The sequence below is a fragment of the Sutcliffiella halmapala genome (assembly GCF_050107295.1).
In the GTDB taxonomy this organism is placed as follows: domain Bacteria; phylum Bacillota; class Bacilli; order Bacillales; family Bacillaceae_I; genus Sutcliffiella_A; species Sutcliffiella_A halmapala_A.
This window is the reverse complement of the sequence record NZ_JBNIKR010000007.1, coordinates 134,696-150,173: the sequence shown is the minus strand read 5'-3', so window position 1 is coordinate 150,173 and position 15,478 is coordinate 134,696. Positions and strand designations below refer to the sequence as shown.

Genomic DNA, 15,478 nt, shown 5'->3' with positions numbered 1-15,478 from the left:
GGTCAATGCTATGCTAACGACAAATGAAATCATTAGGGAAGGTCATCCCTCACTTAGAATTGCAGCAAAGGAAGTAGATCTGCCTCCGACACAAGAGGAGAAAGACACGCTACATGACATGTTGCAATATTTGATAAATAGTCAGGATCCAGAAACATCGATGAAATACAACCTTCGCCCTGGGGTTGGTCTCGCAGCGCCCCAAATTAATGTACAAAAAAGAATGATTGCTGTTCATATTACCGATGAAACAGGCAAACAGCACAGCCATGCGCTGCTTAACCCCAAAATAGTAAGTCACTCAGTGGAAAAAAGCTATCTCACTACAGGGGAAGGGTGTTTATCTGTAGATAGGGATGTCCCTGGTTTTGTCCCAAGGTATGCCAGAGTAACAGTCAAAGCCACGACAGTTAATGGGGAGGAAGTCAAACTCCGATTAAAAGGTCTTGTGGCGATTGTGTTCCAGCACGAAATAGACCATTTGAACGGTGTGATGTTCTACGACCATATTAACAAGCAGGATCCATTCCATGTACCCGATAACGCCATTGCCATTGAACGATAAAAAAAAGGTGAATCCACGGATTCACCTTTTGTCTTTAAATAAGTCCAACAAGTTCCAGTCCATTTTTAATGCCGTCCTGTGATACATCTGTTGTCACTTTGTCCGCAACCTTCAACAAATCGGAATGTGCATTTCCCATTGCGATTCCAGTTCCCACATATTCAAGCATCTCTAGATCATTTAATCCATCACCAAATGCAAAGACATTTTCTTTTTTAAATGGCAAGCGCTCAAGCATACGTTGGATTCCAATGGCTTTCGAACCACCTTTTGGCAGAATGTCTGTGGAATAGGAATGCCAGCGGATAAAATGAAAATCCCTGTACGCATCAAGATATGTTTGCTGGTCCTTCTCTTCTATAAACAGAAGCGCCTGATAGATCTCCGTTTCTTCCAGAAAACCGGGATAATGCTCTGGATGAGTAAATTTCAAGCTTCCCATGCTTTCATGTATAAATGGATGGTCCCCCACATTCGCTTTCATTGTTTCATGATTTAAATATACAAGTGGATGCTGTTGTTTTTCTGCATACTTCCTTAATATCTTCATTTTTTCAAGGTTAAGGGGATTTTTGTAGATAACCTCCCCTTCAAAGACAACATATTGTCCATTAAAGCTTACAAAGGAATTTATATCCAGCTCTTCTCTGAGGTCTTCGAACATGAATGGAGCTCTTCCTGTTGCAATTGCAACGTAAACACCATTTTTCTTCAACTTCGTTATCGCTTCCTTTGTTGAAGCCGGAATTTCTTTGTCATGGTCAAGCAATGTCCCATCTATATCAAAAAATACGATTTTCTTGTTGTCATCCATCAATTGAAACCACCTTTATTATTAACTCTTTAAACACCGCTGTTGCTTTCCGCACTAGGCTGCGCTTTCCGCGGGGCGTTAATGGAGCCTCCTCGGCTTCGCCTGTGGGGTCTCCACTAAACGCCGCTTCCCGCAGGAGTCTTCGCCTATTGCTCCAATCAACAGCTAGATTCATCTTGAAATTAAGCAACAATTTTATTGGCCAATTTTTGCTTTTTTGTTTTATACGACGATAAGTATACACCACTGAAAATCAGAACTAAACCTATAAGCATCGTGAGGCTGATATGCTCATCCAACAGGAGGCTTCCCCATAGCATGGCCGTGATTGGTACGATATAGGTGACAAGCGAAGCAAATTCCGCGCTGCCCTCTTTTACCATATAATAATAAAGAAGATAGGCAATCCCAGAACCGAATACACCTAATCCAACCAAGGAAAAAAGCGTCGATATACTTGTTATTCCCAAAAATGCTTCCGGCTGAAAGAAAAGGACAAAAAAGCCTGAAACAATACCCGCCAGCCCCAAGGTACTGAAGGAAATGATAGTAATCGGTACATTTTTCAGGTGTTTTTTACTCAGATGCGCGCCGAATCCATAGCAGATTGTGGCACCGAGCATCGTCCCGACTCCCATTAGATTATGATGGAATAGCTGCACAATATTTAGGTCTAATAGGACAAGAATGCCAAAAAAACCGACAGCCACACCAAACCACTGCGTTTTTTCCATTCTGCTTGAAAAAAGAGAAAAGCCAATCAGGATCGTCCATATAGGCGTAGTTGCATTTACAACAGAAGCCATGCTGCTGCTTATTGACATTTCACTCACAGCAATCAGGGCCCATGGAAGAGCATTATTTAATAAGGCTATTAGGAGCAGAGGTATCCATGGGAGATTTTTTAGAAGCCTCAATTTCCCTTGGAAGAATAGCAAGATGAACAGTGTTCCTACACCGAACATGCATCTCCAGAAAACCACGCCCCATACTCCAATTTCTCCAACAAGCAATTTAATAAATAGAAATGATGTTCCCCAAATCAAGCTTAACGTTAACAATGCCATATACAGTCGCTTCATTTTTCTTACCACCTTGTTATTCTTAGGGTAACGAAATATTAGTTTACACTTAACCTACATGAGGAAAGCGTTTACTGTCAATAAGATTTTTCACCATAAAATCCTTACAAAATATATAGCTGCAGAGAGATAACTGGCCAAAGCTTATTCCCAAGTCAGCAAAGATATGATAGGCTAAAGTCAGTACGTCTCTACTTTATTAAAGAGTCCAAATGCCTCTGACAGTTATTGGCCATTCCTTGGATAAAATAAAATACTCTTTTTCCTGATAACTAATTGTCCTGTTTGAGCATACTAACACTACTACAAACAGACAAACCTTGATAACAAGGAGTGAGGCGCAAATGCTTAGAAGGCTTCGAAAAAAAATACTGCGACGAATGAACAACTTCCTAAAAAGAAAAACGATAGCTTAAGAAGTTTTGATCAATGAGTCCTTCATTTTTGAAGGGCTCTTACATATATGTTGCGAGAATAAATTTTACAAGACCAGTTCCTCTCACTATAATAGGATTAAGTGCAGTGCTGCCAGCCATGTAATCATGGTCTTTTTTTATACATATCAGACTCGGACTTTTAATTTTTTTGCCATTTGGAGAAAATAGAAAGTAAACTCTTACATGAAAAACATGAAATATCCTATTGTTTCGTATATAATATAGGATATTAATGGCTTTCATGCCAAAGTACGGCTATGTTGAAAATGAAGAAAGCATTGATAATTAGCGCGTTGTCTTTTTGTAAGGTTGCATATGCATAGATGAAACGCACAAAACGGAGAGTCGTCGGACACTTCTGCCTATGCAGCCAAACATAAAATAACTATAGATATACCTTCCCCTTTCATCAACTGCTGATTTCTCAGCGGTAGACAAAAGTCTGGAGGAGAAATTTTTTAAGGAGAGATTAGAATGTTATTTAAGGTGTATTATCAGGAGAACATTGCAGAAGCACCGGTAAGAGAGAATACCGAATCATTATATGTAGAAGCTTCTGCTGTGTTTGAGGTACGCAGGAAATTAAAGGACAAACCATACAATATCGAGTTCATTCAGGCAGTGGATGGAGCTTTTTATGAGTATGAAAAACAAGCTGAAAACTTTAAAGTATTGGAGATATGATAGAAAATGAAATTTGTAAAAAATAATCAAGCAGCGGTTTTCGCTTTAGGGGGACTAGGTGAGATCGGGAAAAACACCTATGCAGTCCAATTCCAAGATGAAATTATTCTGATCGACGCTGGAATCAAGTTTCCTGAAGACGAACTTTTAGGAATTGACTATGTTATTCCTGACTACACATACCTAGTTAAAAACCAAGAAAAAATCAAAGGCTTATTCGTCACTCATGGACATGAAGACCACATCGGAGGTATTCCTTACCTTCTTCGCGAAATTGATGTACCTGTTTATGGCGGGAAACTTGCTCTCGGATTGATTAAAAACAAACTTGAAGAGCACGGTTTGTTACGCAAAGCCAAGTTAATTGAAATCCAGGAAGATGATATTATCAAATTCCGTAAAACATCTGTTACTTTCTTCCGTACCACTCATAGTATTCCTGATTCATACGGGGTTGTCGTTAAAACACCTCAAGGAAATATCGTGCATACAGGTGATTTCAAGTTTGACTTCACTCCTGTGGGTGAACCGGCTAACTTGACGAAAATGGCGGAGATCGGAAAAGAGGGCGTTCTTTGCCTACTTTCCGACAGTACAAACAGTGAGATTCCTGATTTCACGATGTCAGAACGCCGTGTTGGGGAAAGCATCCAGGACATCTTCCGTAAAGTGGATGGCCGTGTCATTTTTGCGACATTCGCTTCTAACATTCACCGTCTGCAGCAAGTGGTGGAAGCTGCTGTTGCTCACGGAAGAAAAGTTGCTGTTTTTGGACGCAGTATGGAAGCTGCGATCAATATCGGGCAGGAGTTGGGATATATTCGCGCTCCAAAGGACACGTTTATTGATACCCATCAAATTAACCGTATGCCAGCAAACAAAGTAACGATCCTATGTACAGGAAGCCAAGGGGAACCGATGGCTGCACTTTCTAGAATCGCAAACGGTACGCACCGTCAAATCCAAATCATCCCTGGCGATACGGTTGTATTCTCATCTTCCCCTATCCCAGGTAACACGTTGAGTGTAAATCGCACAATCAATATGCTATTCCGTGCCGGTGCAGATGTCATTCACGGTTCATTAAGTGATATCCACACTTCCGGTCATGGTGGTCAGCAGGAACAAAAGCTTATGCTTCGTTTAATCAAGCCTAAGTATTTCATGCCGATCCATGGTGAATACCGTATGCAGATTACTCATAAACAGCTTGCCATCGATTGCGGTGTTGCGGAGGAAAACTGCTTTATCATGGATAATGGTGAAGTATTGGCACTTTCCGAAACAGAAGCATCCGTAGCAGGTAAGATCCCTTCCGGCAATGTATACATTGATGGAAACGGAATCGGAGATATCGGTAACATCGTATTACGCGACCGTCGCATCCTTTCTGAAGAAGGACTTGTTGTAGTAGTTGTAAGCATCAATATGAAGGACTTCAAGATTGCATCTGGTCCGGACATCATCTCACGTGGATTTGTTTACATGAGAGAATCCGGTGACCTGATTAATGATGCACAGTCCTTGATCACAAAGCACCTGTCCAAAACTATGGAGCGTCGTACAACCCAATGGTCTGAGATTAAAAATGAAATCACAGACACACTGGCTCCGTTCCTTTATGAAAAAACGAAACGCCGTCCAATGATTTTACCTATCATTATGGAGGTTTAATAAGAAAGCCACGTGCAATTTATCGCACGTGGCTTTTTATTCAACATTAGTATGGTTTTTGAAGTAATACTGTTCCTCTTCATACATATAATCTATTTTGTATTCCGATCCCACTTCAAGCTTTTCACAATATGAAGTAGCTTCCCCACTATCAGCCCCTATAAACCTATAGCGGATACCCGACTCTTCATCCACGACATCACAAAAATATTGATCCGTTGATTCATTCAAGCTGACAGATCCCACTGTAATAGTGGCCTCCCCCTCCACCACCGGACGGTTATCATTCACCACTAACCCTATGATGATTAGTATGATTCCCACTAAAACAGATTTTAGGGCAAACTTATTATCACGTTGCGTCAAGAAGTAGAACATCCCCAATCCGATTGCGCCTATCCCAATGGCATAAAGCGATAACACGAAATACATGATGATTCCCATCCAAATCACTCCCCTGTCCCAGTTATAGGTTATATATGATTCCACATCCGATTTATGCCGAAGATTCTTGCTGGTCTATTTTATATACGATTCATCCTGGAAAAAGTTACAAAAAAATAGTGGGATATCAGATATCCCACTAAGGTTTATTACTTATTCCTCAACCAAATTCTTTTCAAATCTATCAATATCCTTGTCTGCACCGATCACAATCAGGATATCCCCCTGTTTGATCCCCTCGTTCGCCTGAGGTGAAACGATAATATTTTTTCCTCTTTTGATCGCGACAATATTTATCCCATATTTTGCACGGATATCAAGGTCTATCAACGTGTATCCACCCAATCTTCTACTGGCGACAATCTCCACGATACTGTGTTCATCCGAAAGCTCCAAATAATCAAGAACATTATTTGATACAATGTTATGCGCAATTCTTCTACCCATATCCCGTTCCGGATGAACCACTTGATCGGCTCCGATTCTGCTAAGCACTTTCTCATGATAGTCATTTGTGGCTTTGACTGTAATATGCTTAACACCGAGCTCTTTCAAGATGAGTGTGGTCAAAATGCTTGCCTGGATGTTATCACCGATTGCAACGATGACATGATCAAAATTTCGGATGCCAATGCTCTTCAGAACCGCTTCATCCGTCGTATCACCTACAACAGCATGCGAGGCTATGTTAGCGTATTCATTTACTTTATCTTCATCCATATCGATGGCAAGGACCTCTACTCCCTCTTCACTCAAAGCCTTTACCATGCTTCCTCCGAACCGGCCAAGGCCGATAACCGCAAACTCTTTTCTTTTCAACGGATATTCCCCCAATAACAACGTTTTCAATTTCTTATATTGTACCATAATTATTAGAAATCATTGCTGACAAGGCCATTCTCCATGAAATTTTTCCGATTGCTTCATTGTGAATGGAAAGTTCAGTTATGTAAAATTAGCGATATACCCTACTGTCTAAAGTGGATTTTACCATTGTAACAAACTCAACCCCCTTTTGTTCAAAGTTGATTTTCTTCTCGAATCCAAGTTTTGTGTATAATGCCATAGCCCTTTTGTTAAATGTCGCTACAGTAAGCCTGAACGAAGCTTGCCCTTCTTCTTCCTCATCCAAGGAATCCAAGATAAATGAGAAGAAAGAGCTTCCCCTGCCTGATCCCGTCATATTCGGTTTCATGCCTAGACCGATATCTAAACAGGCATCTAAATAAGCACCGCTCGCATGCCCTGCCGGCACTTGGGCAGAATTGCCCTTACAGTAGAAGCCAAACAGACGATCATCCCCTGAATATACGGCATAATAACTTCCGTCCAGCAGTTCCGACATTGTGTCATCACTAATTACCATATTATAAAAATCGTAGGGCGCCTCATAGCGCCATAGTAAAATCTTCGCTGCATCCATTCCATTCATCTTCCGGCTATAGAATGTCATCTATTCCCCTCCCTTTCTTAAAGTCTTTTGGATAATGTACTGTAAAGAATCATCCCTACAATTATGATGATTAGGCCAATAGTTGCAAGTTTACTTGGCAGTGGACTGGATAACAGTACCACCTCTCCAATCAGCACAAAAATGACTTGTGTCGATTGGGTTGCTTCAACCGAGGCAAGTTTCCCATGATTATCCCTCACCCTGTCTGTTGCGAAGAAGAATAATGTGGTAGCGATAATACCCGAACAAACTGCTACGATAAAGGTTTGCAGAACTTGGTCTGTAGATGGCAGACCTACCTTTACAACCCCTACGACGGAGACAAGGAGCCAAACCGGTAGTGTTGCTATGGTCATTCCGAAAATACGCTGAAAAGTATCCAGACGTCCACCACAAAGCTCCATCATTTTCCGATTGCCAAGGGGATAGGCGAATGCAGCTATGACAACCGGTACCACTCCGTACATGAAAGCTGATAGTGAGATACCTTGGGCTTTTTCCCATTGGATCAACACTACACCAATAAAGATGACCATCGATATACCAAGGGCCTTATAGGGTATTTTCTGTCTAACCGTAATGATTCCTGAATCTGTTTCCTTAGTATAATAAAATAATGGACCAAGGAGAATACCTGCAATTATTGTAAGCTGCCACGTTCCCGCAACAAGCCAGCCAGGTCCAAATGCCGCTGCGAAAGTTATCGGTCCATAAAATAGAACAAAACCCACCACACTCCAGCAGAACCATGCAAGCGGGTATCTGGCCATTTCGACGAGGACCCCTTTAAGATTGCGACGCATAAAAACAATAAGAAGCAGAAACGGGACCATAAAGAAGAAACGCAAAGAGGAGCTCCACAACCAGCTCCCTCCCGAAAGCTCCATGGACCTATTTAGAATAAAGGTTACTGCAAAAAACATGGAAGCAAATATGCCGATCACTATCTCCTTCATCAGGTTCATCCTCTCAATTCCCACATATAATACTAGATACAAGCTAAGGCACCGGCTGATTGCACCGGTGCCCTACTTCTTTAATAATGTCTATTATACTGCATCCTGCATCGTAAATTGGGCTTTAACCAAATGGTAGTATATCCCTTTATGTTCCATCAGCTGATCATGGTTACCCTGTTCCATGATGTTTCCATGGTCAAGGACGAAAATATTATCCGCTTCCCTGATTGTAGATAATCGATGGGCGATAATGATAGCCGTTCTTCCTTTAAGCAGTTTTTTCAAAGCATGCTGGATTTGAACCTCAGTTTCAGTGTCAATACTGGCTGTAGCTTCATCCAGAATGATGATACTTGGATCTGCCAGCAAAGCACGGGCAAAGGAAATCAGCTGCCTCTCCCCTACGGATAGAACATTACCCCTCTCTTCCACTTCCGTTTCATAGCCATTTTTCAAACGCTCGATGAATGTGTTGGCACCAACGGCTTCTGCAGCTGCCTTCACTTCTTCATCTGTCGCTGTAGGACGTCCGAAGCGGATATTGTCATTGATGGTTCCAGAGAAAATAAAGGTATCCTGAAGAACAACACTGATTTGAGATCGTAAGCTCTGCAAGGAAATATCACGAATATTATTGCCATCTATCTTCACCACTCCACCGGTTGCATCATAAAAGCGGGAAATCAAATTGGCAATGGTCGTCTTCCCTGATCCGGTATGGCCAACCAAAGCAACTGTCTGACCTGCTTCCATCTTCAAGGAGATGCGGTTTAAAGCTGTTCGTTTACTGTCGTAAGAGAATTCTACATCTTTGAATTCAATTTTCCCACGAATTTCTTCCAGTCTGACTGCATTATCCTTTTCATCGACAATCGGCTTTTCATCAAGGAATTCAAATATCCGTTCAGATGAAGCCATACCTACGAGAAGCATATTATATAGCTGCCCTAACCTTGAAATCGGCTCCCAGAACATGCCCAGATAGAAAGCAAATGAAATGAAAACTCCGATTGTCAGTGTACTTGTTCCACCTTGCAGACTGGATTGAATCAGATATGCGCCAAACCAGATCAGGATGGCTGTTCCGACCGCATTTGTCATCTCAACAAAAGGCCGGAAAATCGCATTCTGTTGGGTGGCATTTCTCCAAGATTCGAAGTTTTCGGTATTGATTCGATCGAAGAATGCGATATTCTCCCATTCCTGGGTAAAGGATTGCGTGACACGAACCCCCTGGATGCTTTCATTTAGATGGGAATTCAGCATCGCCTGTTTAATGCGTACATCCTGCCAGGCTCTTCTGATCTTTCTTCTAAGACTTGTAGAAATGAAGAACATGAGCGGCAATATGATCAGGATCGCTGTAGCAAGCTCCGGGCTAAGCGCAAACAGAATGACGACAATCCCTATTAAAAGTATAAAATCCATTAATAGGTTGATGACACCGTTTGTAAACAATTCCTGCAGGGAGTTGATATCATTCATAATTCGCACAAGTATCGACCCTGCAGAACGCTGATCGAAGAACCGGTGGGACAATCCCTGAACATGGGTAAACAAATGTTTTCGCAAATCATAAATGACATTCTGACCAAGCATATTCATCCATCTTATACGCAGCGCATTTGCCACATAAGAGACGACGTACAGGCCTGTGATCAGAATGGCGAGGTTCACCAACAGGTCCATATCCCTCTCACCTATGGCAAAGTCAAACATGTATTTTCCGATGATGATCGGAATGGCGAGTCTGACCCCAGTTGCAATCAGCATCGTGATGATTGCAAGCGGGAGAAGATTCTTTGAGTATGGCTTCATGTAAGAAAATAGACGCCACATCTGCTGCCAGTTGAAGGGCTTTTCAATGGCATTATCGGTAGAATAATAGAATCTCTTCTTTACGTTATCGTTCATATCTATTTTTTGTTTCTTTCGCACTCTTTTTCACCTGCCTTCAATTTGTCTGTGCTTGCAAAACCGTTTTTTGGTCCTTGTACTGAATATCATAAATTCTGCGGTACGGTCCTTGCATTTGAATCAACTCTTCGTGCGTACCTCTTTCCACCACTTTCCCTTCATCCAAAACAAGAATTTCATCAGCGTGCTTCAATGAAGAAATCCTGTGAGCGATGATAAAGGTGGTTCTGCCAGCCAGAGCCTCTTTCAGTTCTTTCTGGATATTGAATTCCGTTTGCATATCTACCGCGCTTGTAGCATCGTCGAGGACCAGGATTGTCGGATCGAGAATCAATGCACGCGCAATGGCAATACGCTGTTTCTGACCTCCAGAAAGACCCATTCCCCGTTCACCAAGCATAGTATCGTATCCATTAGGCAGTTCCATAATAAATTCATGCGCTTGGGCCATCTTTGCAGCACGGACTATTTCGTCCATGGATGCATTCGGTCTGCCATATGCTATGTTTGATTTGATTGAAGAGGAGAACAGGAACGATTCCTGCAGGACAAACCCTATCTGATTTCTAAGTGAATGGAGTGTGTAGTTATTCACTTCTTTTCCATCAATTAAAATACGTCCTTCTTCCGGCTCATAGAATCTTGTAATTAGCTGGGTAATACTTGTTTTACCTGAACCTGTAGCCCCGATCAAGCCAATCTGTTTTCCAGGTGGTGCATCAAAGGACACATTTTGAAGGGCTGCTTTTTCTTCATTCGGATAGCTGAATGTCACATTATCAAATGTTACATGCCCATTTAGGTTTGGTACGTCTTTTGCACCAGGGATATCTTGAATATCCTCTTCAGCTTCGAGTATCTCCAATAGACGTTCCCCGGAAGCCTTCGCTTGTGAAAACTGATTGATGACAAATCCTAGATTTGCAATTGGCCAAACAATGTACCAAACCAAGCTGAAGAATGCTACAAGTGCACCTTCCGATAATTGGCCATCTATTACCAAATAACCGCCAAAGCCAAGCAACCCAACCACACAGGCATTCCCGATAAACTCCATAAGTGGGAAGTACTTTGCCCAAACATTGGCTGTAGAAATAAATTTGTCCTTGTAATCGACATTGGAATTATTGAATTTGTCGATCTGGTAGCCTTCACGTGATAAGGATTTTACCGTATTGATTCCACTGATATTCTCCTGTACGTTCGTGTTCAGTTTTCCGAAAGATTTTCTTATTCCACGAAACGCAGGGTGAACCCTTTTATCGAAACGATAGGTGACAAATGCAAGGAATGGCATTGCCAACAAAGTAACGAAAGTCAAAGCCACTGAATAATAGAACATCAGACTCAAGCTGATTGTTACAAGTAATGCAAACCTGATCAATTCCGAAAATCCGTATGATAGGAAGAAACGGAATCCTTCCACATCAGCCGTCAGCCTCGACATTAAATCCCCTGTTTTGGCATTGTCATAATAACGGAAAGGTAAAAATTGCAGTTTTTCGTAAAGCTCATTCCTCAACCGGTAAACGGAACGGATACCGAACACATCCCCCAGGTATTGGTTAAAATACGTAAACAACCCTTTTAAAGCCATGATTCCAATGAACCCAAGCGCAATATACGGTACATAATGGAATTGCTGTTTCTTCATTACTTCATCTATGGTCACTTGCAAAATGACTGGATAGATCACAGTAATAACTGTAACCAAAAGTAAAAAAATCAATGAAATATAGAAATTTTTACGGTAAGGCCAGTAAAATTGTTTTAATTTCTTAAAAGTCTCCACATGTATTCCCTCCCTTTGTTCACTCATGCTGGAAAATATAAGATAGTATCTAATATATCGAGTTTCGAAATAATTTTCCAGTGTTTTTTACAAAAATTAAAATTATTTACACTATTAATTTTATATGGGACATATGAATTTGTAAGCAACACGAAGTCGGATGTTTTCTACATCTTTAGATGGAGAAAAATTGAATAACTTTAGAATATATGTAATATGATGAAAGTTAAGAATAGGATGGAAGGATTATATTTAAAGGCATGGCTTTTTTGCGACTTGTCATATAAAAAGAAGCCATTAAATACCGCAGTTGATTTCCGCACTAGGCGCAGCAACCCAAGGGGCGTTAGTGGAGCCTCTTCGGCTTCGCCTGCGGGGTCTCCACTAAACGCCGCTTCCCGCAGGACAAGGAAGGCTTCGGCAGCGATACATCGCACGAAGAAAATGCTCGCATTTTCGAGGAGTCTTCGCCTATTGCTCCAATCAACAGCTAGATTCTTAAAAATCCATTAGTTTTTAGCATAACAAAAAAAAAGAAAAAGGGTATATTCCCCTTTTTCACTTTAAGTTTATTTTTCGTTTTCCCCTAATACTCGGTTCACACGTTTCTCCAGCATTTTCATTCCACTTCCGCCTGCTTGGAAATGGCGAAGGTTACCTTCTGCATCAAATACATAGTATGCAGGTACATATTGATTTTCAAATGCATCCGTGAGCTTGTGGTCATTGTCCACGAAAATCGGCTGCGTGATATCATGCTCACTTGCTACTTTTTTTATTTCATCCATGTTCAGATCGTCCTCGGAGCGGGGCATGTGTACAGCGATGACATTCAATTTATCCTTATAATTATCGCGGAATTCATTCACTTGCGGCATCGCTTCTTTGCATAGGTGGCAGCTGATTGACCAAAAGTGAATCAATGTCGGTTTTTCTCCAATCAGTTCCGCTTTTGTCACTTCTCCATTTAACCATTCCGTTGCACCAGTAAGCTCTGGCATTGGTGAGCGTAGTTTCATTATTGATAGACCTCCCATTAATATGTATATAGAGGATGTTCAAAAAGTCCGGTAAAAAAGCTATAGAATTTCTTCGTCAGCTTGCCTCTCCGCTCTAACGTATACAATTCATACGCTGCGGTGCTCAAGACTTCGCTTCCTCGAAATTCTTTGCTCTTTTTATCCTCCTTTTTGAACAAACTAATATAGTGAAAGAAAAGGCCTAACGATATCGTTAGACCTTATTCTCCAATGAATGAAATTATAATGTAGCTTGTCCAGGCTTCCAGTTAGCTGGGCAAAGACCACCAGTTTGCAATGCTTGAAGTACACGTAGTGTTTCTTCTACGTCACGACCGATGTTGTTGTGGAATACTGTTTGATATTGCAGTTCCCCTTCAGGGCTGATGATGTATAGGCCGCGAAGTGCGATGCCCTCGTCTTCGATAAGTACTCCGTAGTCACGGGATACTACGTGGTTAGTGTCTGCAGCTAAAGGATATGCTAACTCACCAAGACCGTTGCTTTTGCGGTCAGTGTTAATCCAAGCCAAGTGAGTGTGGATTGTATCAGTGGATACTCCAATGATTTCTGCATCTAAGTCTTCGAACTCATCATAGCGATCAGACATTGCAGTGATTTCAGTTGGGCATACGAACGTGAAATCCATTGGGTAGAAGAAAAGAACTGTCCATTTTCCGTTTTTCATGTTCTCTTCCAAGCTTACTTTACCAAATTCTTTATTCGGCAATACAGCGTCCATCTCAAAACGAGGAGCTTGTTTGCCAACCATGCGTTCTGCCATTAAAAATCCCTCCAAGTTGTATTTATTGAGAATATTGCTTATACATTCTCAATTACTTTTATAATCAACAGTATCCATTATAAAACATACAATATTTTTAGTCAATGTTAAATAATAATTAATTTAATATAGGATTCATTAAAAGGAACGTGCCGCCTTTTTATCCCTAATTGGTATTCCCCACTTTCAATGGAATTACACTTTCTCAAATAAATATGGGAATTATTTTCTAAAACAATTTTAACATTCTTTTTTATAGGAATAAAATAATTAGCATTTACTTTTTATGTGCCGTATCGTTTGGATTTATGGAGACTATCCTATATAATGCCTAACTATAGGTCTTCTATCAATACTAGAGAGGAGTAAGGGAAAGATGATTATTGACTTTTCAGATTTGGATTTTTATGCCATTTTAGCGGCAGTTGGGATTATATTTCTTAAGTTGCTTGTCATTATTGTCGTATATGCCATCGTCAAATCAATAGGAACGAAAATAATTACCCGGTTATTCAAACGGGCAACCGAAAAACAGGGGATTTCAGCCGGCCGGGGAAAAACGCTTGAGAAATTAACTACCAATATTTTTACATACGCCTTGATTTTCTTCCTTGTGATTATGGTGCTAGAAAATGTATTTGATGTACGTACAACAGCAATCTTGGCAGGTGCCGGAATTATCGGCCTGGCAATCGGTTTTGGAGCACAAGGAATTGTAAGTGATGTTGTAACGGGGTTCTTTCTCCTGTTGGAAAAACAAGTGGATGTAGATGATTACGTCACTACTGCAGGATTTTCCGGAATCGTCGAAGAGGTCGGGTTGAGAACTACCAAGATCCGCGACTTTGACGGGTCTCTTCACTATCTGCCAAATAGGGAAATATCCAGTTTGACGAACCACTCTCGCGGAAACATGCGTGCCCTTGTCGATATCGGAATTTCCTATGAGGATAATATCGATCACGCCATCGAGGTGATTCAGGGTGTCTGTGATGCAATTGCAGCAGAGGATCCTGCAATAAAAGATGGTCCTAATGTAATTGGTGTCCAAGGCTTGGGCGCTTCGGATGTTGTCATTCGCATCATTGCGAAGACAGAAAACATGATGCAGTGGGCAATAGAACGAAAGTTGCGAAAGGGTATTAAAGAGGCCCTTGATGCTAATGGCATCGATATACCTTACCCACATCAGGTAAACGTTGAGAAAACAGCGGAATAGCAAGGAATATGAGGTTGGGACAAGGCTCCCGCCTCTTTTTTATGGAATGACCAATTTCCCAAATAGGTACATGAATATTGTTTATTTATGTATCTAGCTGTTGATTGGAGCAATAGGCGAAGACTCCTCGAAAATGCGAGCATTTTCTTCGTGCGATGTATCGCTGCCGAAGCCTTCCTTGTCCTGCGGGAGGTAGCGGTAGGCTGGAGACCCCGCAGGGCGAAGCCTGAGGAGGCTCCAGCACCGCCCCTTGGGTCGCTGCGCCTAGTGCGGAAATCAACAGCGGTGTTTAAAAGTGTTAAAAAAAAGAAGCCGGTAAACGGCTCCTCCTAGTGATTTAAGCGGCTTTCGACCTGCTGGCATACTTCATCTGCAGAAAGTCCATGAGCAGCTATTACGCTTCCTGCTGTAACAGCATTGGACATTCCCATGACATTATTGTCGATTCCGGTTACGACACAGCAGTCGCATCCTTTTGCATCGTCCTCATTGTTTAGCTGAACCACGTCATATCCTTTTTGCTGCAACGCTTCTTGAACAGCCGTTAAAGACTGCTCCACACCTACTTTTGGCATAATTGGTCCACCTCCTCCTTCTTAATTTGTCTTTTTCCATTAAAATTATGCGAAGGAGGT

The 15,478-nt window shown here is 41.4% G+C and carries 15 protein-coding genes; 4 read left to right on the top strand and 11 right to left on the bottom strand.

Annotated features, from left to right (window positions below; all coding sequences use genetic code 11):
* Positions 1-10 precede the first annotated feature (10 nt).
* The gene (def, locus tag ACQCT5_RS13305; protein WP_499642511.1) at positions 11-565 is read left to right on the top strand and encodes a peptide deformylase; all 555 of its coding nucleotides are present in this window, start codon (positions 11-13) and stop codon (positions 563-565) included.
* 34 nt (positions 566-599) lie between these two features.
* Here the strand turns inward: def and ACQCT5_RS13300 are convergent, their stop codons facing one another.
* Both ACQCT5_RS13300 and ACQCT5_RS13295 read right to left on the bottom strand, forming a co-directional pair.
* Positions 600-1,379 (bottom strand): Cof-type HAD-IIB family hydrolase, encoded by a 780-nt coding sequence (locus ACQCT5_RS13300; RefSeq protein ID WP_499642510.1) that lies wholly within the window; start codon positions 1,377-1,379, stop codon positions 600-602.
* Positions 1,380-1,561: 182 nt separating this feature from the next.
* Positions 1,562-2,461, bottom strand: coding sequence for a DMT family transporter (locus ACQCT5_RS13295; RefSeq protein ID WP_499642509.1), 900 nt, complete (start codon positions 2,459-2,461; stop codon positions 1,562-1,564).
* A 911-nt stretch (positions 2,462-3,372) separates the two neighbouring features.
* On the opposite strand from ACQCT5_RS13295, the gene ACQCT5_RS13290 reads away from it, so the two are divergent.
* Together ACQCT5_RS13290 and rnjA are read left to right on the top strand one after the other, a co-directional pair.
* The gene (locus ACQCT5_RS13290; RefSeq protein WP_499642508.1) at positions 3,373-3,582 is read left to right on the top strand and encodes a DNA-dependent RNA polymerase subunit epsilon; all 210 of its coding nucleotides are present in this window, start codon (positions 3,373-3,375) and stop codon (positions 3,580-3,582) included.
* 6 nt (positions 3,583-3,588) lie between these two features.
* Positions 3,589-5,256 carry a ribonuclease J1 gene (gene rnjA / locus ACQCT5_RS13285; protein WP_499642507.1) on the top strand — a complete coding sequence of 556 codons (1,668 nt, stop codon included), beginning with the start codon at positions 3,589-3,591 and terminating at the stop codon, positions 5,254-5,256.
* A gap of 36 nt (positions 5,257-5,292) precedes the next feature.
* Here rnjA and ACQCT5_RS13280 read toward each other — a convergent pair whose 3' ends face one another.
* From ACQCT5_RS13280 to ACQCT5_RS13245, 8 genes are all read right to left on the bottom strand, one after another.
* On the bottom strand, positions 5,293-5,700 hold the full coding sequence (locus ACQCT5_RS13280; RefSeq protein ID WP_499642506.1) for a hypothetical protein: 408 nt from the start codon (positions 5,698-5,700) through the stop codon (positions 5,293-5,295).
* Between the two features lie 153 nt (positions 5,701-5,853).
* Positions 5,854-6,567, bottom strand: a complete 714-nt coding sequence (locus ACQCT5_RS13275) for a potassium channel family protein (RefSeq protein ID WP_499642505.1) — start codon at positions 6,565-6,567, stop codon at positions 5,854-5,856.
* 88 nt (positions 6,568-6,655) lie between these two features.
* Complete coding sequence (locus tag ACQCT5_RS13270) at positions 6,656-7,153, bottom strand: GNAT family N-acetyltransferase (protein WP_499642504.1); 498 nt, start codon at positions 7,151-7,153, stop codon at positions 6,656-6,658.
* 17 nt (positions 7,154-7,170) lie between these two features.
* On the bottom strand, positions 7,171-8,109 hold the full coding sequence (locus tag ACQCT5_RS13265) for a DMT family transporter (protein ID WP_499642503.1): 939 nt from the start codon (positions 8,107-8,109) through the stop codon (positions 7,171-7,173).
* Between the two features lie 93 nt (positions 8,110-8,202).
* The gene (locus tag ACQCT5_RS13260) at positions 8,203-10,026 is read right to left on the bottom strand and encodes an ABC transporter ATP-binding protein (protein WP_499642634.1); all 1,824 of its coding nucleotides are present in this window, start codon (positions 10,024-10,026) and stop codon (positions 8,203-8,205) included.
* Positions 10,027-10,066: 40 nt separating this feature from the next.
* The gene (locus ACQCT5_RS13255; RefSeq protein WP_499642502.1) at positions 10,067-11,821 is read right to left on the bottom strand and encodes an ABC transporter ATP-binding protein; all 1,755 of its coding nucleotides are present in this window, start codon (positions 11,819-11,821) and stop codon (positions 10,067-10,069) included.
* Between the two features lie 569 nt (positions 11,822-12,390).
* Positions 12,391-12,840 carry a redoxin domain-containing protein gene (locus tag ACQCT5_RS13250; RefSeq protein ID WP_499642501.1) on the bottom strand — a complete coding sequence of 150 codons (450 nt, stop codon included), beginning with the start codon at positions 12,838-12,840 and terminating at the stop codon, positions 12,391-12,393.
* 241 nt (positions 12,841-13,081) lie between these two features.
* Positions 13,082-13,624 carry a peroxiredoxin gene (locus ACQCT5_RS13245; protein WP_499642500.1) on the bottom strand — a complete coding sequence of 181 codons (543 nt, stop codon included), beginning with the start codon at positions 13,622-13,624 and terminating at the stop codon, positions 13,082-13,084.
* Between the two features lie 376 nt (positions 13,625-14,000).
* Here ACQCT5_RS13245 and ACQCT5_RS13240 point away from each other — a divergent pair, with 376 nt between their 5' ends.
* Positions 14,001-14,843 carry a mechanosensitive ion channel family protein gene (locus ACQCT5_RS13240; RefSeq protein WP_499642499.1) on the top strand — a complete coding sequence of 281 codons (843 nt, stop codon included), beginning with the start codon at positions 14,001-14,003 and terminating at the stop codon, positions 14,841-14,843.
* A gap of 329 nt (positions 14,844-15,172) precedes the next feature.
* On the opposite strand, the gene ACQCT5_RS13235 is transcribed toward ACQCT5_RS13240, so the two are convergent.
* Complete coding sequence (locus ACQCT5_RS13235; protein ID WP_204418565.1) at positions 15,173-15,418, bottom strand: YkuS family protein; 246 nt, start codon at positions 15,416-15,418, stop codon at positions 15,173-15,175.
* Positions 15,419-15,478: the final 60 nt, after the last annotated feature.